A 26,954-nucleotide genomic window follows, 5' to 3' on the forward strand; every position below is an offset into this window, starting at 1 on the left:
CGAGGCGTTGAGCTAACCTGTACTAATGACTCGAGAGGCTTAACCATACAACCCAGATGGGTTTTACGGACTTGAAGAAGTTAGATACTTGATTGAAGTTTGAACTCAGGCTCTGAAAAGAGCACAGCTTTCCAGATTACCCAATTTGTCTGGTGACAATAGCATTGTGGTCCCACCTGATCCCATCCCGAACTCAGAAGTGAAACGCAATTGCGCCGATGGTAGTGTGGGGTCTCCCCATGTGAGAGTAGGTCATCGCCAGACGCCCAATTTTAGTAGTGCGCCAAGGCGTGATACTAAAGGAGCGGTAGTTCAGTTGGTTAGAATACCGGCCTGTCACGCCGGGGGTCGCGGGTTCGAGTCCCGTCCGCTCCGCCAACTTAAAGAGAAAGCCTCATCGAAAGATGAGGCTTTTTTCGTTTTAGCTCTTCCTCCATGATTTGTATTGAGTTGCTGCCGTTGTTTGGGTTGTTTCGGGTCTTGATATTGACTAAAGCGAACAGACAAGCAATATGAGACTATATTCGCTTTGACTGGGATTCGCTCGAGTCTGTGACTTGAACACTTACCCGAAACATTTTTGTCGTTATAATGGCCATATTCTATTACAGGTGGTGATTGTGGATTGTCGTATCGGTTGCGGTGCCTGTTGTATAGCTCCCTCCATCAGTAGTGCTATACCTAGAATGCCACAGGGTAAACCCGCTGGGGTTCGCTGTGTGCAGCTGGATGACAACAATCTATGCCGCCTCTTTGGTTCCTCTGAACGTCCCGATGTGTGTAGTGAATTTTCGGCGTCAGTTGATGTATGTGGTAACAACAACGAAGAGGCGCTCTGGCTGATAGGCTCTTTAGAGGTGGAAACCTCTTCCTGAAGGTGAAAGATGCAGTTAACGCGGTATACGGATTTTGGAATAAGAACTCTGATGTATCTGGCTATTCAACCGGAGCGTGAGACTCTGTTTCGAATCGCAGAGATCACTGAAGTTTTTGATCTTTCACCTAATCATGTCTCCAAGATAGTGCATCACTTGGGTAAACTGGGGTATTTACAAACGATACGCGGCAAGAGTGGTGGTTTTCGTTTGGGGATGGCTCCTGAGCAGATCAATGTCGGTGAACTAGTGCGGGCTCTGGAAAACTCTCTGGCGCCTATTGATTGCAGCAAGCCCTATTGTCGACTGACCCCAGCTTGTCAGCTGAAGGGTGTTCTGGCTCAAGCCGTGAATGCCTATCTGGCTGTGCTCGACCGTTATACGCTGGCAGACATTGTCAGTAACCAACAAGAGTTGCGAGCCTTGCTGCCGGATCTGGATATCCCTGTACTGCAAATCTGATTAAAGTTTTTTGCCAGCCGTATTCTGCTTTTGAGCCAATGTGATTGGTAATAAGCTGGAGGCTGGCACTAGAGTGACCCCTATCTTTGCCAGCTCTGGCAACCTCTTCTTGAGGAATTGCATACTCTCTGGGTAAGGGTGGGCTATCATCAAGGCTTCGCCTTCACTTTGGGCCTTGGCTATTGCCAAGTCCAACTGTCTTTCGAAAGCCTGCTCGGTTAGCTGATTATCCAAGAATACCTGACGTCTCAGCAGCGGAACACCCAAGGCATCGGCCTTCTCGCCAGCTTTAGTGTATCGGGTAGTAACACTGTCGATAAAGAAGTGCTCTTCCTGTTGCAATACTTCCATTAACCAGCCCATAGGTTGCTCGAGTTGAGTCAACAAACTCCCCATATGGTTGTTACTTCCCCTAGCGAAAGGCACGCTCTGCAAGGCTTGTTTGAGAGTTGCTTTAAACTCGGTTTCTGACATCTGGTTGTTGAGTCCACCAGGCCCCATGGTCTTGCCGTTAAGCGCCTGCATAGGGAGGTGCACCATAATTTCATGGCCCTTGCTGTGAGCCTGGCGAGCCAGTTGTTGCCCGAGTGGGGTATGTGGCAATACAGACAAGGTCACGGCTGAAGGCAAGGACAGGGCGGCCTCATCTGTATGGCGGTAGCCAATATCATCGATGACGATTGCCAGTCTGGCTCCCCACGCGGGAGAGCAACTTACGACCAGCAGTAGTAAGTAGAAACAATAGCGCACGTTTTATATTAATTTTATTTATTTGATTGTATCCATGCCACCGCCGAGTTGATGGCTCTATCGCTGGCGGTATCTGCATGGGGAGATATGAGGTCGATTATAGGCACAGTTTTGTTATTGGAAACAGTATTGGGTGCGATTTTTATATCGGGTTCTACCCCTTTGGCGTTGATATCCTGGCCTTTTGGGGTGGTATAGCGGGCAATGGTCAGCTTGATGGCATTACCATCGACAAGTGTTGGGATCAGGCTTTGTACAGTGCCTTTACCGAAGCTGGTTTCACCTATCACCTTGGCACGGTTGTTCTCCTGCAACGCCGCCGCCAGCACTTCGGAAGCCGAGGCTGAACCGCGATTGATCAGCACTAATATGGGCACGCCGGCTAGCATGGTTTGCGGAGATGCATAATAATCTGAGTTGGCATCGAAGAAGCGTCCTTCGGTAGCGACTATGCGGCCCTCATGGAGAAACAGATCGGCAATTCGAATCGCCTGATCCAGTAAACCGCCGGGATTGTTACGTAAATCCAAAATCAAACCATTTAGTGGCTGCTGTTGCCACTCGCTCAACAGGCGGACCATGTCGCGGGTAGAATCTTCTTGAAAACTTGCCAAACGAATATAACCAATGTCGTTGCTGAGCATCTTTCCAAGCACAGAGTGGATGCTGATAGTGGCCGGTTTGAGGCTGACTTCAAAGCTGACATCCGAGTGAGCATGATGCAGTTGCAGCGATAACTCACGGTTGCTGCTGCTGAATTGCTTTATTTGGCTCAGTACTTGTTCCAGAGACTGTTTGGAAATGAGCTGACCGTTGACTGCGGTAACAATATCGCCGGCCATGATCCCGGCTTGTTCGGCCGGAGAACCGGGAAAAGGCGCGATAATTCTGAGCTTTTCCCCTTCAGTGGACACTTCAAAGCCGTAGCCGAAGTATTCCCCACGGTTGCTGTCTCTGAGGCTGTTCATCTGCTCCGGTTTCAGAAAGCTGGAATAAGGGTCGAGATGTTGGAATATGCCTTCAATGGCGGCATCGACAAGCTCTTTGCGGCTGATATCCCTGACGTAGTAGGTTTCCACTGTATCCATCACATCCAGCAATAATGAAAGCTCGTGGGTGTGACTGGGCTTTGGAAAGTTTTCGTGGCTGGCCAGGCTGAGAGAGACTCCCATGATGATACCAAGACCGATATACAGCAGGTTGCGAATAGAGTTGCCCATGTAGCCCCCTTTGAAGTGGCGGGGGCTGATGATTAGCGCCGACAGTAATTTGCCGGATCGACAGCTTGCCCCTTATGCCTTATTTCAAAGTATAGGCCAGGCTCAGTTTGTCCTCCTGAACGTCCTACCAGTGCCACGGCTTCGCCGGCCTTGACTGAATCGCCTGCGTCTTTCAGCAATGCTTGGGCGTGGCCATAGAGGCTCATATAACCTTTGCCGTGATCGACGACCAGCACCATACCAAAGCCGCGCAACCAATCTGCATAGATCACCTTACCTGCGGCTACAGCACTGACAGACTGGCCCTCCGGAGCGGACAGCATGACGCCTTTCCAGCGCACACTGCCGGAACGCTGACTACCAAAGCTGTTTTTGATCCTGCCCTTGGTGGGCCAGTTGAGGGCGCCACGGGACTTGGCCAATCCTTCCATGCTGGGGCTATCGCGCATGGCAGTCAGGGCTTGCTCGACAACCCGCTTCAGTGAGGCTTCTTCTATCTGCAGTTGCTCCAGCTCCGAGGCCTTACTGCTGATGGTGCGTTGCAGTTCCTTCAGCGTTTGCTGTCGCTGATCCTGTTCTTGATTGAGGCGCTTGGATTGAGCCTTCTGATCCAATACCAGCTGGTTGAGTCGATTGCGTTCCTGTTGCTCGCTCTGCTGCACTGCCGACAATTCCTGGCGGGTCTGTTTCAGTTGTTCTATGGCCTGCATTCTGGCCTTGTTGAGGTAGTCATAGTAAGCCAGCATTCGCTCTATGGTGGCTGGATCTTGCTGATTAAGCAGCATCTTGCTGTAGTCATGATTCCCGGCGAGATAAGCACTGGTCAGCTGCTTGGCCAGGGTTTGCTGTTGGCTTTCTTTCAGCTTGTCCAGCTGTGCAGCTCTTTGCTTTAGCTCGGAGAGACGCTTTTCGGCGTTGCGGAGGGCATTTTCAGTTTGGTTGACCTTGCGGGCGGCATCGGCGATAGCCTGCTCGTCTTTTTTCAGCAGTTGCAGCAGCTTTTCCCGCTGCTTGCCTGTGTCTCTCAGGGCATTTTGCTGGGCGGTGATCTGAGATTGCAGTGCCTTTAACTCGGACTGACGCCGCTCCAGATCGGATGCCTGCAGCTGAGAGGAAAACACGAGAAAGCCAGCAAGTATGCTGGCTTTGGCTAAAATACGCTTCTGCACCGGGTCAGTGTTACTCTTTTGTATGGATTAACGGACGCCCTGTCATTTCGTCAGGAATGCTCTGTCCCATCAGTGTCAGCATGGTTGGTGCGATATCACTCAGGCGGCCACCTTCATCAATTGTGGCCTCGCGACCGACATAGATAAAGGGCACCAGCTCACTGGTGTGGGCAGTATGAGCCTGACCTGTGATTTCATCCACCATCTGCTCGGCGTTGCCATGGTCGGCAGTGATAATGCACTCACCATCTACCTTGGCCAGTGCGTCTACGACTCGGCCTATACAGGCATCCACGGCTTCACAAGCCTTAACCGCGGCATCAAACTTGCCGGTATGGCCAACCATGTCACCGTTGGGATAGTTACAGATAATGACATCATATTTAGTTGATTCAATAGCTTCAACCAACTTATCTGTCAGTTCTGTCGAGCTCATCTCGGGTTGCAAGTCGTAGGTGGCGACTTTGGGCGAGTTGATCAGAATACGGTCTTCACCCTCGAATGGCTGCTCTTTGCCGCCGTTGAAGAAGAAGGTTACGTGGGCGTATTTCTCGGTTTCAGAAATACGCAGCTGGGTCAGACCGCGATTCTGCAGTACCTCGCCCAGGGTGTTGACCAGGTCTTCTGATGGGAAGGCTACCGGAGCCTTGATATCGGCGGCATACTCTGTGAGCATGACAAAGTTGACCTTGGGCGTTACTGCGCGTTCAAAACCATCGAAGTCAGGATTGACGAAGGCGCGGGTGATCTGTCTGGCGCGGTCGGCACGGAAGTTCATGAAAATCAGCGCATCGCCATCGTGCAGTGTTGTGGCCTTACCTTGATCCAGAATCGCAGTTGCGGCAACAAACTCATCGTTTTCATCGCGGCCGTAGGCAGCTTCCAATGCGGCCACGGCAGAGTCGGCATTGTATTTACCCTGACCTTGAGTGATTAGATCGTAGGCTTGGGAGACTCGGTCCCAACGGTTGTCCCTGTCCATGGCGTAGTAGCGGCCAACGATGGAGGCTATGCGACCTCGGCCTAATTCGGCAAACAGCTTGTCGAAGCGTTCCAGGCTGGCTTTGGCGCTGCGTGGCGGGGTATCACGCCCATCGAGAAAGGCGTGCAGGTAAACCTGCTTGGCACCACGTTTGACGGCCATGCGGCACATGGCTTCAAGATGATCTTCATGGCTGTGAACACCGCCGGGTGACAGCAGTCCCATGATGTGCACTGCGCCGTCTGCCTTGATGGCGGCGTCGACCGCCTCGATCAGTGCTTGGGTTTGCTCAAATTCGCCATCTTCAATGGCCTTGCTGATGCGGGTCAGTTCCTGATAAACGATGCGGCCGGAACCAATATTGATATGGCCCACTTCAGAGTTGCCCATCTGCCCGTCAGGCAAACCAACATCTTTACCTGAGCCGGAAATCAAACTGTGGGCGTATTCGGCGTTGAGTCTGTCGAGAACTGGAGTATTGGCATGATGGACGGCATTCATATGCGTCCCTTCACGATAACCCCAGCCGTCCAGAATCAGCAGTGCCAAAGGACGTTTGCTTGTGTTCATGTTGATACCTGTAAAGTTGAAAGAATTGGTCAAATCTGAAATTGGTTAAATATTACTACGTCTGCCCTGAGGGCAAAAGCCATTTACCCCGATTGTGACAATAGGGCGGACCGCGGTTTAACGCCGATTCAAGGGGCAAAACTGCAGCGAAACAGCTGCAATCTGCCTGGCCTCTGGGTATACTCTGCGCTTGTCCGAAATGGCCCAATAGATAACAGGCAGTTAAAAATGCAGGAATATGTAGAGTTTTTTAAAGCCCACCCCATGCTAAGCCTGGCCTGGGTGGGTTTGTTTATCGCCGTGATTGTCACCCTGTTCAAATCCGGTTTTTCCAAGGTTAAAAGCGTCGATCATCAGCAGGCGATTTTCCTGATGAATAAGGAAGACGCCAAGGTGATAGATGTGCGAGCCAAAGACGATTTTCGTAAGGGACACATTCTCAATGCTCAGAATGTACCCATGGCCGATATCAAAAATAATCAGGCGTCCAACCTTGAAAAGTACAAAACCACACCCATTATACTGGTATGCAACGCTGGCATGACCTCATCTCAAGCGGCTCAGATTTTGGTTAAGCAAGGCTTTGAAAAAGTCTTTAACCTCAAAGGTGGTATGGGTGATTGGCAGGCAGCAAATATGCCTGTATCCAAAAGCAAAAGATAATGAGTGTCGGCGGTTGTCATTGCATTTGGCGCCGCTCTGTTAGTAGAGTGGCCATACTGAAGTGGCAACCGGCATCCTGAGTTCTGTTCCGGCGCTGAACAGATGAATAGCAGGGATGATGACTGGGAGTCACAATCGACCCGAGTAACATACACCCTAAACACCGGCTCATTGCAAGCCGAGACTAAATGGATAGGTAGGAATTATGGCTGAAGTAGCAAACAACGAACAACAAGCCCCACAGTTCAACATTCAACGTGTGTATATCAAGGACGTTTCTTTCGAAACTCCTAACAGCCCAGCGGTATTCCAGAAAGAGTGGAATCCTGAAGTTAAGCTGGATCTGGATACCCGTAGCGCCAAGTTGGCCGACGACGTTTTTGAAGTAGTACTGTCACTGACTGTGACCGCCAAAAATGGTGAAGAAACAGCTTTCCTGTGTGAAGTACAACAAGCCGGTATCTTCTCTATCTCTGGTCTGAGCGATCCTCAACTGGCTCATTCTCTGGGCGCTTACTGCCCTAACATCCTGTTCCCTTATGCCCGTGAAACTGTGGCCAGCCTAGTATCCCGTGGTACTTTCCCACAGCTGAACCTGGCACCTGTGAACTTCGACGCCCTGTTCGCTCAGTATGTGCAGCAGCGTCAAGCCGCCGCCGAGCAAGCTCCGGCCGAAGAAGCAAACGCGTAATCAGCCGATGAAAGACACTGCCGAAATAACGGTATTGGGGGCGGGCTCTTATGGCACCGCCCTTGCCATTTCTTTGGCCAGCAATGGACACAGTACCCTGTTGTGGGGGCATGAACCCGAGCATGTGGCTAAACTCGCTGCCGAGCGCAGTAACCAAGCCTTTCTTCCCGGAATAGCCTTTCCCGACTCCCTGGTGATGGAGGCCGATCTGGCCAAAGCATTGGCGGCGTCGCGAAATATTCTGGTGGTGGTGCCAAGTCATGTCTTCGCCGAAGTGCTGGCTCAGGCCAAGCCTCTGCTGCGTGATGATGCCCGCATCATTTGGGCTACCAAGGGGCTGGAGCCGGAAAGTGGCCGCCTGTTGCAGGATGTTGCCCGCGATGTGCTGGGGGAGAAATATCCGCTGGCGGTATTGTCCGGACCGACTTTTGCCAAAGAGCTGGCGGCAGGGTTACCAACCGCCATCTCAGTGGCCGGTACCGATGCCGAGTTTACCGAAGATCTGGTGGAATTGTTGCACAGCCCCAAACGTCTGAGAGTGTATGCCAATGACGATTTTATCGGCCTGCAACTCGGTGGCGCGGTCAAGAATGTCATCGCCATAGGTGCCGGTATGTCCGATGGTATTGGCTTTGGTGCCAATGCCCGTACTGCCCTGATCACCCGTGGTTTGGTGGAGTTGAGCCGTCTGGGGGAGGCCTTGGGCGCTCATGCTTCTACCTTTATGGGAATGGCGGGTCTTGGGGACTTGGTGTTGACCTGTACCGATAACCAATCGCGCAACCGTCGCTTTGGTTTGGCATTGGGTAAGGGTTGTGATGTCAATACTGCCCAGGCCGAAATCGGTCAGGTGGTTGAAGGTTACCGCAACACCAAAGAGGTCTACACCCTGGCCAAGCGCTTGGGAGTCGAGATGCCGATCACCGAGCAGATCTATCAGGTGTTGTATCAGGGCAAATCGCCTATTGATGCGGCCAAAGAACTACTGGCCAGAGAGAAGAAGTCGGAAACCTCAGCAGACTGAGCCATCTCCAATCCCGGAAAAGGATGCTAGAATAGCGTCCTTTTTTATTGCCCTTGTTGGGCCTGAGAGTGAGCGTTATGTCAGTTAAACAGCATCAGGTGATCATTATCGGCGCTGGCGCCGCAGGGTTAATGTGTGCCCTCACTGCCGGGTATCGGGGCCGGGATGTCCTCTTGCTGGATAACGCTAAACAACTGGGGCGCAAAATTCTGATCAGTGGCGGCGGTCGCTGCAACTTCACCAATCAGAACATTGAACCGGGCGCCTATCTCTGCAGTAACCCACACTTCGTTAAGTCGGCGCTGGCTCGTTTCAGCCAGTGGGACTTTATCGCCATGGTCGAGCGGCACGGCATCGATTATCACGAGAAGACCCTGGGACAGCTGTTTTGTGATGACTCGGCCAAAGATATCGTCGATATGCTGACCACAGAGTGCGATTGGGCCGGGGTTAAGATTCAGCTGCGTACCGAAATTCTGTCTGTGGCAGCCACAGATGGCGGTTACTGCCTGCAAACCAGTGAAGGGGAATATCGCTGTGAGTCACTAGTGATAGCCACAGGGGGCCTGTCCATGCCGAAGCTCGGGGCTACGCCGTTTGGATTCCGTATCGCCGAGCAGTTTGCCATCAAGGTGCTGCCGACCACTGCCGGGCTGGTTCCCTTTACCTTACAGCCTGAAGACAAGGCCAGGTTTGAAGGCCTGTCCGGCATCAGCTTGCCGGTTATCGCCAAAGCCGAGTGCGGCAGGCAGTTTAGAGAAGCCATGTTATTTACCCACAGAGGTTTGTCCGGGCCAGCTGTGCTACAGATCTCCTCCTACTGGCAGCCAGGCCAGAGTGTGCTGTTTGATTTACTGCCGGACCTGGATTTTGTCGACTGGTGCAAAACAATTACTGCTGAATCACCAAAATTGTCGCTTAAAAATGGATTATCTCGGTTGTTACCTAAGCGCTTGGTTGAGAGGCTGCTGGAGCTGGGTGAATTACCCAACAAGAACCTTAACCAACTGTCCAAGGCCGATATAGCTGCGCTGGACAGTTATTTCCACTGCTGGCAGATCCAACCCGGCGGCACCGAGGGTTATCGTACCGCCGAGGTGACTCTGGGCGGAGTGGATACCGATGAGTTATCCTCCAAGACCATGGAGGCCAAGCGTCATCCCGGGCTCTATTTTATCGGTGAAGTGGTGGATGTCAGTGGCTGGCTCGGCGGCTATAACTTCCAGTGGGCCTGGAGTTCCGGCTACGCCGCCGGTGAAGTGGTGTAACTGAGATCAATCCAATAAAAAACGGCTGCATTGGCAGCCGTTTTTGCGAGCATCAGTTTGCTTATTCAGCCTTAGGCTTGCTCAAGTGACGACGGTAGATCAGCAGATAGAGCGCCGGCAGCACAAAGAGCGACAGCACCGGGGCGGTAACCATACCACCGACCATGGGCGCGGCAATCTTCTGCATCACGTCGTTGCCCGAACCTGCGCCCCACATAATCGGGAGCAGACCGAAGAAGATGGTCGCCACTGTCATCGCCTTGGGGCGGATCCGCATCACTGCACCTTCAATCAGAGCGTCCTTGAGGTCCTCCACTCTGTGGTATTCGCCTCTGTCCTGCTTGTGCTTGATGGCATTGTTGAGATACACCAGCATGACCACACCAAACTCGGCGGCGACCCCGGCGAGGGCTATCATGCCCACCGCGACAGCGACCGACATGTTGTAGTCCAGCAGATACAACAACCAGGTACTGCCCACCAAGGCGAACGGCAGCGACAGCATTATGATGCTGGCCTGCATGGATGAGCCAAAGGTCATCATCAGCAGAATGAAGATCACCGCCAGTGCCATGGGGATCACTTGCTGCAGTTTGGCATCGACCCGCTGCATATATTCATATTGACCGGCAAAGCTATAGCTGTACCTGGCCGGCAGATCCAGCTCCTGCTCCAATACCGGCTTGACCGCTTCGATATACTCACCGATGGACGTGCCGCCGATATCGACAAATACCCAGGAGATCAAACGACCATTCTCGCTCTTGAGCATAGGCGCGCCATCAGTGATTTCGATGTCGGCCAGATTGCGCAGCGGCAGATAGTGGCCACTCTTGGTGATCACCGGCAGCTCTCTGAGCTTTTCGATATTGTCACGCAACTCTCTTGGATAGCGCAGGTTGATGGGATAGCGCTCGGCACCTTGAACCGACTCACCGATATTCATGCCGCCTATTGCGTAACGTACTACGTCCTGAATATCGCTCAGGGTCATGCCATATCTGGAGGTCACCTCGAGTTTCGGTGTGATGTCTATGTAGCGGCCGCCACCCACCCGCTCGGCATAGGCCGACTTGGTATGAGGCTGCGCCGATAGAATCGCTTCTATCTGGGCCCCTATCTCCTGCAGTTGATTGACATCGGCGCCGGTGATCTTAATTCCCACCGGAGTCTTTATACCGGTAGACAGCATGTCGATACGGGTCTTGATCGGTTGCACCCAGGCGTTGGTGAGACCGGGCACTTTTACCGTACTTTGCAGCTGAGCAATAATGCCGTCGAGATCCATGCCTTCGCGCCACTGCTCTTTGGGTTTGAGCATTATGGTGGTTTCCAGCATGGTCAATGGCGCAGGATCCGTGGCGGTTTCGGCGCGACCAACCTTACCAAACACCCGCGCCACTTCCGGAACGGTTTTGATCAGCCGGTCGGTTTGCTGCAGCACTTCGGCGGCCTTGCTGGCGCTGATGCCAGGCAAAGCTGTTGGCATGTACAGAAGATCCCCTTCCTCTAGCTCTGGCATAAACTCGCTGCCCATATGGCTCACTGGATACCAGGCACTGGCCAGCGCCACCAGAGCCGCCAGCAGGGTCAACTTGGGGAAGCGCAGCACGGCATTGAGCATAGGTTTGTAGATGGCTATCAATACCCGGCTCAATGGGTTGCTGCTTTCCGAGGGGATCTTGCCACGGATAAAGAAGCCCATCAGGATAGGCACCAAGGTGATCGACAACACAGCCGCGGCCGCCATGGCAAAGGTTTTGGTATAAGCCAGAGGGCTGAACAGCCTGCCTTCCTGGGCTTCGAGGGCAAATACCGGCACAAAGCTCAGAGTAATGATCAGCAAGGAGAAGAAGAGTGCCGGGCCCACCTCAATGGAGGCCTCGGCGACAATTTTCCAGTGCTCTTTGGCGTCGGGTTGACGCTGATGGTCCTGTTTGAAATGCTCGAGGTGCTTGTGCATATTCTCGATCATCACAATGGCGCCATCTACCACGGCCCCGATGGCGATGGCGATACCGCCAAGGCTCATGATATTGGCGTTAACCCCCATTTTGTTCATCACAATAAAGGCGATCAGTATCGACAGTGGCAGGGTAATAACGGCCACCAGGGTTGAGCGGGCGTGCAGCAGAAACAGCAAGCAAACAATGCTCACCACTACCATCTCTTCCAGCACCTTGTGCAGCAGGTTGTCGACTGAGTTTTCAATCAGTTGCGATCTGTCGTAGGTGGGGACTATCTCCACGCCTTCGGGGAGACCCGCCTTGAGTTCTTCCAGCTTGGTTTTCACCGCCTCGATAGTCGCCAGGGCATTTTCCCCATAGCGCATGACTATGATGCCACCGACGACTTCGCCCTCACCATCGAGCTCGGCTATGCCACGGCGAGATGCCGGGCCCTTACGTACGGTGGCAACGTCTTTCAGCAGCAGCGGTGTGCCTGAGGGGCTGGTGATCCCCAGTGGGATTTCACGAAAGTCCTCCAGTGTTTGACGATAGCCTTTGGCGCGCACCATGTACTCGGCTTCGGCCATCTCCACTACAGAGCCACCGGCCTCGTTGTTGGCCTTGGTAATCGCCTGCTTGACCGAGGCGATGTCCAGCTTGTAAATCGCCAGCTTGTCCGGTTCCATCACTATCTGATAGGTCTGTTCCATGCCACCGACTGTGGCGACTTCCGATACCCCGGCAACACTCTGCAGTTCCAGCTTCAAATACCAGTCCTGCAAACTCTTGAGTTGCGAAAGGTCCAGATTACCGCTGCGGTCTACCAGGGCATATTCATAGATCCAGCCGACCCCGGAGGCATCGGGCCCCAGTGAGGGTTGCACCCCTTCGGGTAGACGGCTGCTTATCTGGCTCAGGTACTCCAATACCCGGGAGCGGGCCCAATAGATGTCGGTGCCATCTTCAAAGATCACATAGACATAGGAGTCACCGAACATGGAATAGCCGCGCACCGTCTTGGCCCCGGGCACGGCCAGCATGGCGGTGGACAGGGGATAGGTCACCTGTTCCTCTACCAGCTTGGGTGCCTGTCCCGGATAGGCGGTTTTGATGATGACCTGCACATCGGACAGATCCGGCAGGGCGTCGAGCGGCGTGGTACGCAGCGCCTGAATCCCCCAAACCGTCACCATCAGGGTGACAATCAGCACCATCACCCTCTGTTTGATAGAGGCTTCAATGATTTTTTTCAGCATGTTGCCTCCTAGTGCTGGTGGCCTGAGCTCAGGCGCATCAGGCTACCCTTGAGACTGGCCTCTGAATCCAGCAGGAATTGCCCTGAAATCACCACGTTTTCGCCTTCATGCAGGCCTTCGAGGATCTCTGCTTTACCCTGACTCAACATGCCGACAGTGACCTTTCTGGCGCTGAAACTGGCATCATCCTGTTTGACTATGACCCGGTTTTCCTTGCCTGTTTGGATCAAGGCTTCCTGGGGGATCACCAAAGTATCGCGTTTCGGGCCACCATAGAGGGAAACCTTGGCCAAGGTCTTGGGCCTGAGCTCCATCGCTTGATCATTGTTGAGTACCACTCTGACCCTCAGACTGCGGGTGATGGGATCCAGCTCGGGATAGATATAGTCAATCTTGCCTTCTATGCCCTTGAGTCCCATGGCAGGGATATTGACCTCGGCGGTCTGGCCCACTTCCAGCCAGCTCTGCTCGTTTTCAAACACGTCGGCGATGACCCAGACCTTGGAGAGGTCAACCAGTGACATGACCTCGGTCTGAGGTTGTATATACATGCCGTCACGTACCGCGAGTTGTTTGACTACGCCGCTTTCGCGGGCGTAGAAAGGAACCCGGTATTGGGTCTTGCCTGTCTTGGCCAGCTGTTTGATCTGCTCTTGGTTCATGCCCAGCAGTTCGAGGCGTAGCCCGGCCTTGCGCAATAGCTCTTGGTAGTTGGCACTGTTGCCTGAGCGTTTCAGGGTCTCCTGGGCCAACAGATAGTCGTCCTGGGCATTGACCAGGTCTGGTGAATAGATCTCGTACAGCAACTGGCCTTTCTCGACCTTGTCACCGACAGACTCTACTTTAAGCTTTTCAATCCAGCCGTTGACCCTGGCATGGATATGACTGATTTGGCTCTCGTCATAGTCTATCTGGCCGACTGTTTTGACAAACTTCCACAGCGTGTCCCTTTCCACCTTGGCTACCTTGAGGGCCAAGGCTTGCTGCATCTGGCCTGAGACATCTATTTCAACGGTTTCCGAGTGACCGCCCATCTCGACTTTTTCCAGATTCATGCCGCAGATGGGGCAGGTGCCGGGCACATCGCTGATGATATGCGAATGCATGGGGCAAACATATTTGATGTTACTGTCCTGATCCAGAGGTGCAGGTTTAATCTCCAACGCGGGCTTGGTCTGTTGCATGGCGTGCTGGCTATGATCATTAGCCTGGTTTTCCGTGGCTTTGGTTTCTGTAACCTGGGTTTTTGTAGCCTGGGTTTCTATAGTCTGGGCGTGACCGGCATGGGAACCTGGCTCCTCTTCCTCCTCTTCGACCAGGAACATATTGCATTTGGGGCAACGTCCCGGCTCGTGACTGGTCACTTCCGGATGCATGGGGCAAACATAGGTTTTTTGCATGGCCTGTGTTGGTTCTGCCAAGGCTTCAGTAGCCTCATCTTTGACCAAAAACATGTTGCACTTGGGGCAACGTCCCGGCTCATGACTGGTGACTTCCGGATGCATGGGGCAGTAATACTCCTGGGTTGCCGTCCCATGTTGATGATTTTTGTGTTGTTCCTGTCCTTGGGGCTGATTGCCCAAGGCCATTGCCTGCATACTCCATTGCGGGCCGACAGCCAACACCAGACTAAGTGCGCAGGCCAGTCGTTGGCGTTTACGGTTTGAATCGCTCATATGCCTCATCTCCAGCTACAGCTTGATTAGTGGTGGTGGTGTTTCTGGCCTGCTACAGGCTCAAGATTCATACCACACTTGGGGCAGGAGTCCCCTTTCTTGCCTGTCACTTCCGTATGCATGGGACAGTGGTGGCCGGCTTGTTGCTGTTTTTCCAGGAACATACCGCACTTGGGGCAGGAATCCCCTTTGTTACCCGTCACTTCAGGGTGCATGGGGCAGCTATACTCGGCCGTTACCTTAGCATGATGTTGGTCGTGGTGATGTTCGCGTTCACTTGCAAAGCTGGCTCGAGCCAGGGTGACAGACAAAAAGGCAATAATCAGGACACTGATAAAGGTTTTCATTGATTCACTCCGTTTGGGATACGGCTTTGACCAGGTGCCTGCGGGCATACCTGGAGCTTATCCCATTAAAAATTTGTATTTATTGGCAGATTTTGGGCACGAGTGTGCCTTGGATATCAAACTATGGGGGGTTTGATGGTCTGGCCGACAGAAACAGAGTGGAAATGAGGCATAGGCGTGGCCACGGCGGCTTCGGGCAGAGACATCACCGGCCAGGAACCGACGGCAATGAGAGTACCCGTTACGGATATCACCAGACAATGGTTACAGTCACTCTTGCACAATCCTTTGCCTTCACAGCAATGACTCACAGTGTCGGGAAGCACTGTATCAATTTGCGGGTCATCGCAGCAGTGACTGCTTTGTGTCTGTTGAGGGTGACAATCCATGGTGGCAGCCATTGGGTGTGCCGTGGAGTCCATTTCTCCGGAATGCGCTTCAGCTGTGGGTACCATCCAGTGTCCATTGGTTAGCATACCCTGCCCGAGCAATGCGAGCATGGTAAACAAAACCAGGATATGGCGGCGAACCGATAGCATCTTAAGCTAAGACTCCAGAGAAACTGAACCTAAAGAGTCTACCATGCATTTACAACGCCTACCTTGATGTTATTCACATCTAGCGAACACTAAAAAAAGCTTCAGTGGTTATCGGGCAATCATTGGTTTGCTGGTCGACTCTTTGCCTCACTCCACTCTGAAAACTCAGCGGCGCAGTTGTGCCAACCAGTCGGCCATCAGGCCTCCATGGGTCATTATCTTGGCCGGAACAGCCTGGCCAGCTTCATCCACAACTTGCAACTGTGGGCTGCGAATAAAGGCGTTGGCTTCGGCCTCGGTATCCAGAGTCGGTAACTGCAGTTGTAGACTTTGTTGTTCGGCAACAGTCACTGTCAGATAAAGGGGACCAGACTTAACCCAAGCGCCCGAGTCATCGGCATTGACGGCAAAAATATCCCGGTACTGGAGCTCAACGACATGTTCACCGGCAGCCAGTTTGTGGTTGTCAAAGTTGGATACTGCCTGACCATCGATAGCCTTGATCGCCAGATTATCCGGCAAGTTCAACTCGGCAGCGAAACTGCCAGGAGTCATAAACAGGCCGGTAAGCACTAACAGGGCGGCGCTAAAACGAGATGCAGAAATTTTGTATGCAGACATAGTGGGAACTCCCAAAAATATTCAGATGTAAAAACATTAACTAAAGTTGTGTGGCCGCAAGGCCAGAGTTACATCTGTGCTGAATTGGGAGGGGGTGTTTGCTGCGAGAGTATAGCGGTTTGCAGGCTCCAGCTCGGCAGAGCGATCGGCTGGCTTCCTGTCACCATCAAAGGGTGGCTGGCGGTAAGCAGGCTTACACCTGGTGTGCAGTGGCTGGCACAGTTGCCCATGGTGCCGCAATCCATACCCAGATCGCAGTCGGGGCAATGCTGCTGGCCTTGGCAACAATCCATAGCCATGCTGGTGGATGCAGATGAGTCCATGGCTGCCATCGGCTGATGCTCAGACACAGAAACAGACGCGGCTGCAGGCATCACGGCCTGTCCCAGCGTCATTATCAGTGTCAGTATCAGCAGCAAGCTTCTCATCGTCATCCTTTGGTTTTTGGCTAAGCTCAGTATTTGGTTAACCTGCTTGAATAGACAGGGGGAATGATTAAATAGTTTCGTTTTCTTCAAAATAAAATTGCTCCCCGCCTCTTAATGTCGCTTGGATCACATTTATTGTTTCAAGAATTGGTTGTATGTTAATTATTCGATTGACTATGCTTGATTAAGCCTATGCCATGCATTAGGTTTAGGAAAAGTGCATATATGGCACAGACTTAAAATCCAGTCCTCAATAGGGCTTGAGAGTTAGAGCTAAGTCTCATTTTGCACTTTTCAGGTCAGATTAATGAAAGAAAACTGGTTTATAATCAAATTTCAGAACAACTAATAGTTCAATATAGATATAAGAATTTTATTTTGGAGAAGAGTGATGAACTGGCGTGCAATCTTTAAACCCAGCGCAAAGTATTCCATCCTGTCGCTGCTGGTTGTTGGCATTGTGATAGGGGTTGTGGGCTACTTCGCTACCCAGCAGACGCTGCATGCAACCAGTACAGATGCATTCTGTATGACCTGCCACAGCAACCACTCACTGAAAGACGAAGTGCTGGCTTCTGCCCATGGCGGCGGTAGCGCAGGTGTCACTGTTCAGTGTCAGGATTGTCACCTGCCTCATGGTCCGGTTGACTATCTGGTGAAAAAGATCATCGTGTCCAAGGACCTCTACGGTTTCTTGACTATCGATGGTTTCAATACTCAAGAATGGCTGGATGCTAACCGTAAGGAACAGGCCGATAAAGCACTGAAGTATTTCCGTGCTAATGATTCAGCCAACTGCCAGCATTGTCATACTCGCATCTATGAAAACCAGCCTGAAACCATGAAGAAAATGGCTGTTAGAATGCACAGCATGAACTTCAAGAAAGATCCTGAAAGCAGAAAGACCTGTGTGGATTGCCACAAGGGTGTGGCGCATCCTTATCCTAAGGGCTAATCTTCTTTGAGCTGGAAAAACCGCTGCTTGCAGCGGTTTTTTTATGCTCGGACATAACTTATTGATGTCGCTTAGCAAGGGTAGGTGTCGCTATCAATCATATTGAAGCGTTGCTTGCCGGACTTTGTCCGGAAGATTTTCGTTCTATCTGCTCGCCAGTAATTGTCCTGGGTTTTGTTATCTCATAAGGCGGAGGCCGCCGCAGATCTGTCTCTTGGATAAAGCTACTTGAAATTATGCCTCGTGTAATGAAAAGGGCCGCCGATTGGCGACCCTCAATTTGTCATTAACAGGCTGGATTAGAAAGGCAAGCTGAAGCCTATGCTGACAGTACGGCCCATGCCCTTGAAGTAACGATTGTCGTTAGCCATAGTCTGTGAGTAGTAACTGTAGTAGTCCTTATTCAGCAGATTCTGTAGCCCCAATGTCAAAGTGCCTTGGTAAAGCGGCATAGAGAAGGAGGCATCAACTGTGACATAGCCGTCAAACTCGGCGTACTCTTCACCATTGGCCTTCTTGAAGCTACGGTCCATATAGTAGTTGGCCTGAATGCGCCCACTCATCTCGGCATTGAACCTGTGTTCCCAGAACAGGTTGAGACGATTGGGTGCTATGTTGGCGCCGTCGAGATCTGTGTCTGTGCTGCCATCTTTATTTGAGTCATACTCACCTTGCTGCAGCGCCAGGTTCAGCCCCAGATCGTCGTCATTACCCAGGTAAGCCGTGACATTGGCTTCCAGTCCCTGGATCACGCTCTTTTCCCGTTTCACATTGTAGAAGCCGTCTTCATTCAGGGCTAAACGGGCACCCAGTTTGGCCTCGGAGCGATACAGTGCCAGCTTGGCTGCCAACAACTCGCCTTGATAGTCCAAGCCCAGTTCATAGTTATCTGTGACCACTGGCTCCAGCGTCAAGGAACCTTCCACGCTGGGGTTCTGGTCCGGGAAGCTGTTGCCGTCACGCAGAATTCGCCCTATGTCGGCCATACCAAAACCTTGGCTGTAACTGGTATAGAGGCGCAGCGCTGAGGTGAAGTTATAGCTGGCACCTATATTGAACAGGGTTTCATTGAAATCCGGTTCGCCACCGGCAACCTGTTTGTGGCCAGAGGCCCACAGGGTTTGGAAGTCATCGACCTTGAGTTTGGCATATTCATAACGAATGCCGCCGGAAATAGTCAGGGCATCCACAGGTGAGAAGCTCAACTGGGCATAGGGGGCGATATTGTCGTAACGGGTCTCGGGTACCCAGGAGCGTCCGGTCTGCACCAGATCCTGCTCTGTGGTATCGCTGAAAAGGTCTACCCCATAGGCCAGATCCACACCGCTGTCGGCCAGATTATTAGCGATCATCGATGCCTTGAGGCCCCACTTGTTGGACTTGTTACGTGACTGGTCATAGAAGTACTGCTCGCCATTGGCGCCGGTATCACAGGTTGTCAGATTCGCTGCACCTTCGAAGGCCGGATCATAGAAGCTGCCGAAACAGCCACCGCCATAGACACCCTTGAAGTTCTGGTTGAACAGTTGCAGCTCCAACTGCTGCCCGGCGATGTTGCGATGCTTGTAGGTGAGGCTGCTGGTGGTGACCTTGTTGTTGGCTGCCTGCCAGGGTTGTTGCTGTTTCACCGCCGATGTTGGAGTATCTGTGGCGACATTGCCTTTGACCGGCATCCAATCACCATTGTTGTCCATATCGTAGTGGTTGACCATCAGCTCCAGTCGCGACTCGCTGAACTCATAGCCCAACTTGAGGAAGAAGTCCTTGCTCTGGCTGTCCATCGACTCGCCCTGGGTGGTGTCGACACCTATGACATCATCGTTGGCATCATAGTAAACGCCATTGCTGTGGTATCCCACTGAACCCAGCATATCCAGGTTGCCGCTTTGGCCGGAGAAGGCATAGTTGGCACCAAAACTCAGGCTATCGGACTCGAAGCTGGTGGGAGAGGACAGATCAAAACTTACCCGGCTTTCGTTGTCGCCGCTGGGTTTCTTGGTGATGTAGTTGATTATGCCCCCCTGAGCGCCAAGGCCGTGCATGGCATTGGCACCATGGATGATTTCAATTCGTTCTATCATCATGGGATCTATGGTTTGACCCGAGCGACCACCACTGCGCAGAGGGTTTGACTGAGGCACGCCATCTATCATGATGAGGGGAGCTCGGCCGCGCAGGGTTTCGCCGGTATTGGTCATTTTCTGGCGGCTGGGGGAGAAACTGGGGGCCAGGTTGCCCAAAATGGTCGACAAGTCCCGGGTGGTGGCCAACTGTTGTTTGAGTTGTTCCTGGTCTATGACTGTCACAGTATTGGGGATGGCACTGAGTGGTTTCTCCATCCGACTGGAAGTGATGACCATGGTTTCCATTTGGGGCTCTTTGGCGTAAGCCGCCTGGGCTGCCAGTCCGGAAAGTACTGACAGAGCGACGAGGGAGCGAGTGAAATTCATCGTTATTCCTAATGTTTGCCATCTTGGAAGACGGCTTATTGGTTTGCGGTTTCCGGCGCTCCCTGCCGACCAGATAAATACAAATCATTGTTATTTGTATAACGGTTAAGGAGTATAAAATAGGCTGGTTTTCTCTGTCCATAGCAGTGATGAATTTTTGTAAAGAGTGTCAAGGCGCTAAACCTGGGATGTGATTAGCTGGCTAAAGGCTGGAATCTCGCTCTCCGGCTATGAAACTTTCAGGCTGCCTGTGGTATGGTTGGCGCAACTGAATTTTGTCAATCCAACAGATCCTTACTATGCATAATATTGCTCAGATTATTGCCCAGGAGCTGAACGTTCGTGAGCAGCAGGTTGCTGCTACCATCAGCTTGCTGGATGAGGGTGCAACAGTGCCTTTTGTGGCCCGTTACCGCAAAGAGGTGACAGGGGGGCTGGATGATACCCAGCTGCGTAACCTGCACACTCGTCTCGGTTATCTGCGAGAGCTCAACGATCGGCGTCAGGTGATCCTCTCCTCGATTGAAGCTCAGGGAAAACTGACCGCCGAGCTGAAGCACGCTATCAACGAAGCCGACAGCAAGACCCGGCTCGAAGATCTGTATCTGCCCTATAAACCCAAGCGCCGTACCAAGGGCCAAATTGCCATTGAAGCCGGTATTGAGCCCTTGGCCGATGCCCTCTATGCCGCTGCTGGCAGCGCCTCCATGGATCCTGAGCAGGCCGCCGAGGCCTATCTCAATCCGGAAGTCGGTTTTACCGATACCAAGGCGGTGTTGGATGGTGCCCGTTATATCTTGATGGAGCGGATCGCCGAAGATGCCGAGTTGCTGGCCAAGGTGCGTAACCACCTGCAGCAGTCGGCTGTCATTGAAAGCCGACTGATCTCTGGCAAGGAGAAGGAAGGCGCCAAGTTCCGCGACTATTTTGAACACACTGAAAAACTCAGCTCAGTGCCTTCTCACCGGGCGCTGGCTATGCTGCGCGGCCGCAATGAAGGCGTGTTGAGTCTGTCGATGAATGCCGACCCTGAGGCAGAAGCCAAAGCGGGGAGCTATTGTGAGGTGCTCATCGCCGAGCACTTGCGTCTTAAGCTGAGTGACAGCGCTCTGGATAACTGGCTGAAGACGGTTGTCACAGCTACTTGGCGGATCAAAATCGCCCTGCAGATGGAAACCGAGTTTATCGCCAGAATGCGTGAAGCGGCGGAAACCGAGGCGATTAAAGTCTTTGCCCGTAACCTGGGCGACTTATTGATGGCGCCTCCCGCCGGAGCCAAGGCTACCATGGGGCTGGATCCCGGGTTGCGTACCGGGGTTAAGGTGGCGGTGGTCAACGACACAGGCAAGCTGGTGGGCCATACCACTATCTTCCCTCATGCGCCGCAAAACCAGTGGGACAAGTCGATACGCACTCTGGCTAATCTGGTCAATATGCACAAGGTGGAGCTGATCGCCATAGGTAACGGCACGGCTTCCCGTGAAACCGACAAGCTGGCGGCTGAAGTGATTGCCATGGTCAAAGACAGCAATCCCGGTATCACCAAGGTGATGGTCAGTGAAGCCGGAGCCTCTGTCTATTCGGCCTCTGAGTTGGCGGCCAATGAGTTTCCTGATCTCGATGTTTCACTGCGTGGCGCCGTGTCCATCGCCAGACGTTTGCAGGACCCGCTGGCGGAGCTGGTTAAGATTGAACCCAAGTCCATTGGTGTGGGCCAATATCAACACGATGTCAGCCAGAGTCAGCTGTCGGCTTCTTTGGAAGCCGTGGTTGAAGACTGTGTAAACGGCGTCGGTGTCGATGTGAACATGGCGTCTATGCCACTGTTGAGCCAGGTGGCCGGTCTTAACCGCACCTTAGCTAAAAATCTGGTGGAATATCGCGATGAGCACGGCCGCTTCAACGACCGAAAAGAGCTGCTCAAAGTACCACGTCTGGGGCCCAAGGCTTTCGAACAGGCCGCCGGCTTCCTGCGGATCCGTGAAGGCAGTAACCCGCTGGATGCATCGGCCGTTCACCCCGAAGCCTATTCGCTGGTGGAAAATATCGCCAAGCTTAAGGGTAAACCGGTTGCTGAACTGATAGGTAACAGTGAACTGCTGAACAGTATCAATCCGGCCGAATTCATCACAGACGCATTCGGTCTGCCGACAGTAACGGATATCCTCAAGGAGTTGGATAAGCCGGGGCGTGACCCCCGAGGCGAGTTCAAGACAGCCAAATTCAAAGATGGGGTTGAGGCGCTCAAGGATCTCAAACCTGAGATGATCCTCGAAGGCGTGGTGACCAATGTCACTAACTTTGGTGCCTTTGTCGATATCGGCGTGCATCAGGATGGACTGGTGCATATCTCTTCATTGACCGACAAGTTTGTCAGCGATCCTCATACTGTGGTTAAGGCCGGTGATGTGGTCAAGGTAAAGGTCATGGAGGTAGATATTGAGCGTAAGCGTATTGGATTGTCGATGCGCCTGGACGAAAAGATTGAGCCAGGCAAGCCACAACAAAGAACCGGCAAGCCGCAGGCCAAGGGCAATAAGCCTGGTCAGGGCAAACAACGTCCTGCCGCCAAGCCGCAGCCAGTGAATGCCGCCATGGGCAATGCCTTTGCCGATGCCTTTGCCAAGCTGAAGAAAAACTGATCGGTAAGCCACTGAATATCTGTCACTGTTTGGCTGGCGCCAGCTAATGAATCCCCCGATAACGTTTGGGGGATTTTTTTGTCTCTATTTTCAGGCTCAAGGTGTTTGATTCGCTATTTTCTGTTTCGAATCGATTTTACCTGGCTTTTGCGAGCCGCTTCACCCTCTGGGAACATGCCTGGGTAGAAACAAATGTTAATGAAACTTAATTGCGCTCATTTTGTCATAATGGCGCAGTAAATCGGCTCAGGTAGAGGGGGAGTGCGGTTTTATTGCAGTTTAATAACAAATGCCAAGATACAAGAGTAACAAGGATTTTTAGGGTATGAAGTTTTTCCCGTTTAAGTTTGCAGGGCCGTTTCGTAGTGTACTGACTTTCTGTTTATTGGCGTTGCTATGTTTGATGCTGAGTCGAATTGGGCTGGGGCTTTGGCAATATGAACGGGTAGCTGCCGTTGGTGGTTGGAGTCATCTGTTGTTGCAGGGGCTGCGGGTCGATGTGGCCATACTCTGTTGGCTCTGGGGCGTTGCGGCATTGGGTACCGCCTTGTTTGGTGGCGAACATTGGCTCGGGCGTTGCTGGTCTTGGATACAGCGTCTGTGGTTGACTCTCGGGCTTTGGTATTTGTTGTTCTTGGAATTGTCCACTCCGTCCTTTATTGAAGAATATGGTGTCAGGCCTAACCGTCTTTACATCGAATATCTTATTTACCCCAAAGAAGTGCTTTCCATGCTCTGGAGTGGCCGCAAGCTGGAGCTGATCCTCTCAGTGGTCTTGTCCGGCGTTATCCTCTGGGGCGGCTGGAAACTCTCAGGTTACCTCTGTCGCAATTGTCGTTTCCCCAAGTGGTATTGGCGCCCAGTGCTCGGTGTGCTGATCATTGTCTTGTCCTTGGCGGGGGCCAGATCCACTCTCGGTCATAGACCTTTGAATCCGGCCATGGTGGCCTTCGCCGATGATCCACTCGTTAACTCGTTGGTGGTCAATTCCGGTTACTCGCTGGCCTTTGCCATCAGCCAAATGAATAACGAGGCCGATGCATCGCGGATCTATGGTGACATGGAGCGAAAGGAGATCTATCAGATAATCCGCCAGGAGAGTGGCCGTGCGCCCGCTGACTTCATATCAGACAAATATCCCAGCCTGAGCCAAAACCAGGCCAGTTATCGCGGTAAACCCAAGAATATAGTCATCATATTGCAGGAGAGCCTGGGTGCTCGTTTCGTTGGCAGTTTGGGTGGCTTACCACTGACGCCCAATCTGGATGCCCTGGCCGATGAAGGCTGGTACTTTGAGAGCCTGTATGCCACGGGTACGCGTTCGGTCCGCGGTATAGAGGCGGTGACCACTGGTTTTACCCCCACGCCGGCGCGTTCTGTAGTGAAACTAGGCAAGAGCCAGAGCGGCTTCTTCAGCCTGGCGACATTGCTGCAGGCTCAAGGGTATTCCACCTCCTTTATCTACGGTGGTGAAAGCCATTTTGACAATATGCGCAGCTTCTTCCTCGGTAATGGCTTCAGCACCATAGTCGACCAGAAAGACTATCGTAAACCTGCCTTTGTCGGCTCCTGGGGGGCTTCAGATGAAGATTTGATGCGCAAGGCTGACTCAGAGTTCAAGCGGCTCCATGCCGAGGGCAAACCTTTCTTTAGCCTAGTATTCAGCTCCAGCAATCATGATCCCTTTGAATTTCCTGATGGCCGTATTGAACTGTATGAACAGCCAAAACAGACCCGCAACAATGCTGCCAAGTATGCCGATTACGCCATAGGTGAATTTTTCCGCCTGGCCAAAGAGGCTGACTATTGGCGTGATACCCTGTTTCTGGTGGTGGCCGATCATGACAGCCGGGTTTCCGGGGCCTCCTTGGTGCCTGTGCCCAGATTTAGGATCCCGGGCTTGCTGCTGGGAGAGGGAATTCCGGCCAAATGGGATCAGCGGGTAGTGAGCCAGATAGATCTGCCGCCAACGCTGTTGTCTTTGGCCGGCATCGATGCCACTTACCCCATGTTGGGACGAGATCTGTCAAAGGTGCCCGACAACTGGCCGGGTAGGGCCTTGATGCAGTACGACAAGAACTTTGCTTATATGCAGGGCAATAAGGTCACTATATTACAGCCGGAAAAAGCACCTGTAACCTTTGATTATGACCCTGTAAAGGAGCAACTGCACACGGCTCCACTCTCGGATACCATGGCTCGTAAGGCGCTTGGGTTGGCACTCTGGGGTAGCATGGCATATCAGGATGGCTTATATAAGCTTCCCCCAAAGGCCATTCAAGCCAAGGCGGAAATGCCGGCTTCGGGCAGGGGCTCAGTACGCTGATGGTAGAAGGTGTCGATTCTCTGCCCCAGCTCACGATAAAACTGCGGCGCTTCATTTGGCATGGGATGATGCTCGCGACTTGATTCTATGGTTGGCTTGGGAAAAGCCGCGGCGTCGAGCTGACGGTTACGGATATCGCGGCGATCCAAGGCCGGCTTGCTGATCAGATTCAGCTGCAGTGGCTTACCGCCTTGGCGCTGCTGTTGTTCCTGTTGCTGCTGTTGTTGACCGGATTGCTGTTGGCGCTCCTGGACTCTGTCGGCCAGTCTGGCTTGTTGCTGCGCCGAGTCTGCCGTACGTTCGTGCTGCGGGTTGAAAGCCCGTTCTTCATGGCCTTTACTGGGTTGCTGCGGTGGAATGACCGGCGGTCTTTGCTGACTCTCTACCCGAGCGGCATCGGTCGCGGGATTACTGGTCGCGATCGGTACCTGTGGATAGTGGGAGACAAGTTGCATAGGGCATTCCTTATATTGCTGCCCAAATAATAGTCAATCAGGGCAAGGAATTAAAGTCTTTCTCCGTTAACCAACTATTTAGCCCCTGAATAAACTCCTGAGGATGGGAAATAAAGGGGGCGTGTGATGCCTTGGCCAGCAGTAAATCTGTGGTTGATGCGTTACCCGGCAATAGGTTAGCGACTCTTCTGGGCACTAGCCCATCCAGCCTGCCCCAAACCCTGAGCCAGGGAAGGGCGAGCCGTTCCAGTCCGGGGCGCAGATCCACTTTGGCTAATATCTCCAAACCCTGCGCCAGAGCTTGTTCATTGGGTAGCGGCCGCGCCAGAACCAGCTCGCGAATGGTGCGAATATCATCGCGGGCGCTATCACTGCCCATGGCTTGGATCGCCAGAAACCTTTCTATGGTTCGCTGCAGATCCTGTTGCAGTTGCTCGGCAAACTGAGTCAGCACATTCGGTGCTATTCCAGGCCATGGGTTATCGCTCCTGGCCATAAAGCAGGGAGAGGAGGCGACTGTGATAAGTCCGGCAACTCGTTCTGGAAAGCGCTGAGCTACGCGGGTGGCGACCAGGCCACCGAGCGACCAGCCCAACCATACTGCCTGCTCGGGCAGAGCTGCCACCAGGGCGTCCACCCAGTCATCAAGTTCCCCGTCAATGGCCTGGCTAAAGCCAAATCCCGGCAGGTCGACACTGTGGACTCTATACTGAGACAAGCTAGGTAGCAGGGGATGAAAAACGGCACTGTTGACGCCCCAACCGTGGAGCAAGATCAGATCCTGTCCCTGTCCTTGGCTTTCGATATGCAGACTCACTGAAACACCTCATGGAAGACTTATTATGTGGAGCCCTCTATTGGCAGGATGCCGGGCCCTATTGGCCGCCAGTTTACCCAACCGCTGCCTACTGTGTCATCAGCAGATCCCGTCAGCTAGTCAGGGTTTGTGTGCCTGCTGTCTTGCAGCCAGCAGCTACCGACAACCTATCTGCCTCGGCTGTGGCAGGGAGTTGGCTGTCATTGCCCGCTATTGTGGTTCCTGCATGAAACACAGCCCTATTCCTGTAGTGGCTCCGGCCAGCTATCACTCGGCATTGGGGCCACTTGTCGGTCGAGTCAAATACCAGCAGGATTTTGCTCCACTGCCGGCATTGGTCCGGGCCTTGTCTTGCAGAGTAAAGACGTTGGCGACCGCCGGACTTATCTGTTGGCCACAGGTCTTGGTGCCTGTTCCTTTGCATCCGGCGAGGCTGCAACAGCGGGGCTTTAATCAGGCCTGGGTGATTGCATCTATGCTGAGCCAAGAGCTGGCGTTGCCGTTGGTGGATTCTTTGCTGCTGCGTGTAGCTGATACCGCACCCCAGGCCGGTCTCAGTGGCAAGGCCCGCAGGCGGAATCTGGCCAAGGCGTTTGCTGTGAGGGGGGAATTACAGTGGCAACGGTTGGTATTGGTGGATGATGTGGTGACGACAGGTACCACTATCCGGGAAGCGGCCAAGGCTTTGGCTCCATGGTCACCGGACATACAGGTATGGTGTTTGGCCAGAGCCGAGGCGCCCGGATTGAGTCATAGTTCCTGGGCGGTTAAAGGGAGGCAAGATGGTGCCGACTAAAGATCAGGATCCGGCCTGGAATT

General features: G+C 52.9%; 23 protein-coding genes, 1 tRNA gene and 1 rRNA gene. 12 read left to right on the forward strand and 13 right to left on the reverse strand.

The annotated features are described in order from the left end of the window. Positions 1-148 precede the first annotated feature (148 nt). The 4 genes from rrf (at position 149) to CBE72_RS08605 (ending at position 1,337) form a co-directional block, all read left to right on the forward strand. Positions 149-264 (forward strand): 5S ribosomal RNA (gene rrf / locus CBE72_RS08590). 37 nt (positions 265-301) lie between these two features. Then, positions 302-378, forward strand: a tRNA-Asp gene (locus CBE72_RS08595). 242 nt (positions 379-620) lie between these two features. After that, complete coding sequence (locus CBE72_RS08600) at positions 621-875, forward strand: YkgJ family cysteine cluster protein (protein WP_100143183.1); 255 nt, start codon at positions 621-623, stop codon at positions 873-875. 9 nt (positions 876-884) lie between these two features. Further along, positions 885-1,337: an Rrf2 family transcriptional regulator gene (locus tag CBE72_RS08605; RefSeq protein WP_100143184.1), complete on the forward strand. Its 453-nt coding sequence runs from the start codon at positions 885-887 to the stop codon at positions 1,335-1,337. On the opposite strand, the gene CBE72_RS08610 is transcribed toward CBE72_RS08605, so the two are convergent. The 4 genes from CBE72_RS08610 to gpmM are packed head-to-tail and all read right to left on the reverse strand — an operon-like array spanning position 1,338 to position 6,028. Continuing rightward, positions 1,338-2,087, reverse strand: a complete 750-nt coding sequence (locus tag CBE72_RS08610) for a divergent polysaccharide deacetylase family protein (protein ID WP_100143185.1) — start codon at positions 2,085-2,087, stop codon at positions 1,338-1,340. 14 nt (positions 2,088-2,101) lie between these two features. Next, positions 2,102-3,307 (reverse strand): S41 family peptidase, encoded by a 1,206-nt coding sequence (locus CBE72_RS08615; protein ID WP_100143186.1) that lies wholly within the window; start codon positions 3,305-3,307, stop codon positions 2,102-2,104. Positions 3,308-3,339: 32 nt separating this feature from the next. Beyond that, complete coding sequence (locus tag CBE72_RS08620) at positions 3,340-4,476, reverse strand: murein hydrolase activator EnvC family protein (RefSeq protein WP_100143187.1); 1,137 nt, start codon at positions 4,474-4,476, stop codon at positions 3,340-3,342. 10 nt (positions 4,477-4,486) lie between these two features. Beyond that, positions 4,487-6,028, reverse strand: coding sequence for a 2,3-bisphosphoglycerate-independent phosphoglycerate mutase (gene gpmM, locus CBE72_RS08625; RefSeq protein WP_100143188.1), 1,542 nt, complete (start codon positions 6,026-6,028; stop codon positions 4,487-4,489). Between the two features lie 228 nt (positions 6,029-6,256). Between gpmM and CBE72_RS08630 the strand changes: the two genes are divergently transcribed. The 4 genes from CBE72_RS08630 to CBE72_RS08645 all read left to right on the forward strand — a co-directional run bounded on the left by CBE72_RS08630 (position 6,257) and on the right by CBE72_RS08645 (position 9,674). Further along, complete coding sequence (locus CBE72_RS08630; RefSeq protein ID WP_100143189.1) at positions 6,257-6,691, forward strand: rhodanese-like domain-containing protein; 435 nt, start codon at positions 6,257-6,259, stop codon at positions 6,689-6,691. A gap of 205 nt (positions 6,692-6,896) precedes the next feature. Then, positions 6,897-7,382 carry a protein-export chaperone SecB gene (gene secB / locus CBE72_RS08635; protein ID WP_025010842.1) on the forward strand — a complete coding sequence of 162 codons (486 nt, stop codon included), beginning with the start codon at positions 6,897-6,899 and terminating at the stop codon, positions 7,380-7,382. A 7-nt stretch (positions 7,383-7,389) separates the two neighbouring features. Continuing rightward, positions 7,390-8,406, forward strand: coding sequence for an NAD(P)H-dependent glycerol-3-phosphate dehydrogenase (gpsA, locus tag CBE72_RS08640; RefSeq protein ID WP_100143190.1), 1,017 nt, complete (start codon positions 7,390-7,392; stop codon positions 8,404-8,406). 77 nt (positions 8,407-8,483) lie between these two features. Beyond that, positions 8,484-9,674, forward strand: a complete 1,191-nt coding sequence (locus CBE72_RS08645; RefSeq protein WP_100143455.1) for a BaiN/RdsA family NAD(P)/FAD-dependent oxidoreductase — start codon at positions 8,484-8,486, stop codon at positions 9,672-9,674. 61 nt (positions 9,675-9,735) lie between these two features. Here the strand turns inward: CBE72_RS08645 and CBE72_RS08650 are convergent, their stop codons facing one another. From CBE72_RS08650 to CBE72_RS08675, 6 genes are all read right to left on the reverse strand, one after another. Next, on the reverse strand, positions 9,736-12,879 hold the full coding sequence (locus CBE72_RS08650; protein ID WP_100143191.1) for an efflux RND transporter permease subunit: 3,144 nt from the start codon (positions 12,877-12,879) through the stop codon (positions 9,736-9,738). An 8-nt stretch (positions 12,880-12,887) separates the two neighbouring features. Then, entirely contained in the window at positions 12,888-14,384 is a 1,497-nt protein-coding gene (locus CBE72_RS08655; protein WP_229671988.1) for an efflux RND transporter periplasmic adaptor subunit, read from the reverse strand. A 197-nt stretch (positions 14,385-14,581) separates the two neighbouring features. Further along, the gene (locus CBE72_RS08660; RefSeq protein WP_100143193.1) at positions 14,582-14,902 is read right to left on the reverse strand and encodes a heavy metal-binding domain-containing protein; all 321 of its coding nucleotides are present in this window, start codon (positions 14,900-14,902) and stop codon (positions 14,582-14,584) included. 116 nt (positions 14,903-15,018) lie between these two features. After that, a complete protein-coding gene (locus CBE72_RS08665; protein ID WP_229671983.1) occupies positions 15,019-15,357 on the reverse strand; it encodes a hypothetical protein in 339 nt (112 codons plus the stop codon). 249 nt (positions 15,358-15,606) lie between these two features. Next, complete coding sequence (locus CBE72_RS08670) at positions 15,607-16,062, reverse strand: DUF2057 family protein (protein ID WP_100143195.1); 456 nt, start codon at positions 16,060-16,062, stop codon at positions 15,607-15,609. 68 nt (positions 16,063-16,130) lie between these two features. Next, positions 16,131-16,490 (reverse strand): hypothetical protein, encoded by a 360-nt coding sequence (locus tag CBE72_RS08675; RefSeq protein WP_100143196.1) that lies wholly within the window; start codon positions 16,488-16,490, stop codon positions 16,131-16,133. A 391-nt stretch (positions 16,491-16,881) separates the two neighbouring features. Between CBE72_RS08675 and CBE72_RS08680 the strand changes: the two genes are divergently transcribed. Further along, positions 16,882-17,445 (forward strand): NapC/NirT family cytochrome c, encoded by a 564-nt coding sequence (locus CBE72_RS08680; RefSeq protein WP_100143197.1) that lies wholly within the window; start codon positions 16,882-16,884, stop codon positions 17,443-17,445. Positions 17,446-17,744: 299 nt separating this feature from the next. Here the strand turns inward: CBE72_RS08680 and CBE72_RS08685 are convergent, their stop codons facing one another. Beyond that, positions 17,745-19,895 (reverse strand): TonB-dependent receptor, encoded by a 2,151-nt coding sequence (locus CBE72_RS08685; protein WP_100143198.1) that lies wholly within the window; start codon positions 19,893-19,895, stop codon positions 17,745-17,747. A 299-nt stretch (positions 19,896-20,194) separates the two neighbouring features. On the opposite strand from CBE72_RS08685, the gene CBE72_RS08690 reads away from it, so the two are divergent. Together CBE72_RS08690 and CBE72_RS08695 are read left to right on the forward strand one after the other, a co-directional pair. Further along, a complete protein-coding gene (locus CBE72_RS08690; protein ID WP_100143199.1) occupies positions 20,195-22,537 on the forward strand; it encodes a Tex family protein in 2,343 nt (780 codons plus the stop codon). A 325-nt stretch (positions 22,538-22,862) separates the two neighbouring features. Then, the gene (locus tag CBE72_RS08695) at positions 22,863-24,863 is read left to right on the forward strand and encodes an LTA synthase family protein (protein ID WP_100143200.1); all 2,001 of its coding nucleotides are present in this window, start codon (positions 22,863-22,865) and stop codon (positions 24,861-24,863) included. Here the strand turns inward: CBE72_RS08695 and CBE72_RS08700 are convergent. Together CBE72_RS08700 and bioH are read right to left on the reverse strand one after the other, a co-directional pair. Continuing rightward, positions 24,815-25,318: a hypothetical protein gene (locus CBE72_RS08700; protein WP_100143201.1), complete on the reverse strand. Its 504-nt coding sequence runs from the start codon at positions 25,316-25,318 to the stop codon at positions 24,815-24,817. The genes CBE72_RS08695 and CBE72_RS08700 overlap by 49 nt on opposite strands. Positions 25,319-25,355: 37 nt before the next feature. Beyond that, the gene (gene bioH / locus CBE72_RS08705) at positions 25,356-26,135 is read right to left on the reverse strand and encodes a pimeloyl-ACP methyl ester esterase BioH (protein ID WP_100143202.1); all 780 of its coding nucleotides are present in this window, start codon (positions 26,133-26,135) and stop codon (positions 25,356-25,358) included. Positions 26,136-26,160: 25 nt separating this feature from the next. Here bioH and CBE72_RS08710 point away from each other — a divergent pair, with 25 nt between their 5' ends. Then, positions 26,161-26,931 carry a ComF family protein gene (locus CBE72_RS08710; protein WP_167387658.1) on the forward strand — a complete coding sequence of 257 codons (771 nt, stop codon included), beginning with the start codon at positions 26,161-26,163 and terminating at the stop codon, positions 26,929-26,931. Positions 26,932-26,954 lie beyond the last annotated feature (23 nt).

The sequence above is a fragment of the Shewanella carassii genome (genome assembly GCF_002777975.1).
In the GTDB taxonomy this organism is placed as follows: Bacteria; Pseudomonadota; Gammaproteobacteria; order Enterobacterales; family Shewanellaceae; genus Shewanella; species Shewanella carassii.

Bases quoted from the DNA above. Each gene is read 5' to 3' on its own strand.
- CBE72_RS08605 (WP_100143184.1), top strand. From the start codon at position 885: ATGCAGTTAACGCGGTATACGGATTTTGGAATAAGAACTCTGATGTAT.
- CBE72_RS08615 (WP_100143186.1), bottom strand. From the start codon at position 3,307: ATGGGCAACTCTATTCGCAACCTGCTGTATATCGGTCTTGGTATCATC.
- gpmM (WP_100143188.1), bottom strand. From the start codon at position 6,028: ATGAACACAAGCAAACGTCCTTTGGCACTGCTGATTCTGGACGGCTGG.
- CBE72_RS08630 (WP_100143189.1), top strand. From the start codon at position 6,257: ATGCAGGAATATGTAGAGTTTTTTAAAGCCCACCCCATGCTAAGCCTG.
- secB (WP_025010842.1), top strand. From the start codon at position 6,897: ATGGCTGAAGTAGCAAACAACGAACAACAAGCCCCACAGTTCAACATT.
- gpsA (WP_100143190.1), top strand. From the start codon at position 7,390: ATGAAAGACACTGCCGAAATAACGGTATTGGGGGCGGGCTCTTATGGC.
- CBE72_RS08645 (WP_100143455.1), top strand. From the start codon at position 8,484: ATGTCAGTTAAACAGCATCAGGTGATCATTATCGGCGCTGGCGCCGCA.
- CBE72_RS08650 (WP_100143191.1), bottom strand. From the start codon at position 12,879: ATGCTGAAAAAAATCATTGAAGCCTCTATCAAACAGAGGGTGATGGTG.
- CBE72_RS08655 (WP_229671988.1), bottom strand. From the start codon at position 14,384: ATGCATCCGGAAGTCACCAGTCATGAGCCGGGACGTTGCCCCAAGTGC.
- CBE72_RS08660 (WP_100143193.1), bottom strand. From the start codon at position 14,902: ATGAAAACCTTTATCAGTGTCCTGATTATTGCCTTTTTGTCTGTCACC.
- CBE72_RS08665 (WP_229671983.1), bottom strand. From the start codon at position 15,357: ATGGTACCCACAGCTGAAGCGCATTCCGGAGAAATGGACTCCACGGCA.
- CBE72_RS08670 (WP_100143195.1), bottom strand. From the start codon at position 16,062: ATGTCTGCATACAAAATTTCTGCATCTCGTTTTAGCGCCGCCCTGTTA.
- CBE72_RS08675 (WP_100143196.1), bottom strand. From the start codon at position 16,490: ATGAGAAGCTTGCTGCTGATACTGACACTGATAATGACGCTGGGACAG.
- CBE72_RS08680 (WP_100143197.1), top strand. From the start codon at position 16,882: ATGAACTGGCGTGCAATCTTTAAACCCAGCGCAAAGTATTCCATCCTG.
- CBE72_RS08685 (WP_100143198.1), bottom strand. From the start codon at position 19,895: ATGAATTTCACTCGCTCCCTCGTCGCTCTGTCAGTACTTTCCGGACTG.
- CBE72_RS08690 (WP_100143199.1), top strand. From the start codon at position 20,195: ATGCATAATATTGCTCAGATTATTGCCCAGGAGCTGAACGTTCGTGAG.
- CBE72_RS08695 (WP_100143200.1), top strand. From the start codon at position 22,863: ATGAAGTTTTTCCCGTTTAAGTTTGCAGGGCCGTTTCGTAGTGTACTG.
- CBE72_RS08700 (WP_100143201.1), bottom strand. From the start codon at position 25,318: ATGCAACTTGTCTCCCACTATCCACAGGTACCGATCGCGACCAGTAAT.
- CBE72_RS08710 (WP_167387658.1), top strand. From the start codon at position 26,161: ATGTGGAGCCCTCTATTGGCAGGATGCCGGGCCCTATTGGCCGCCAGT.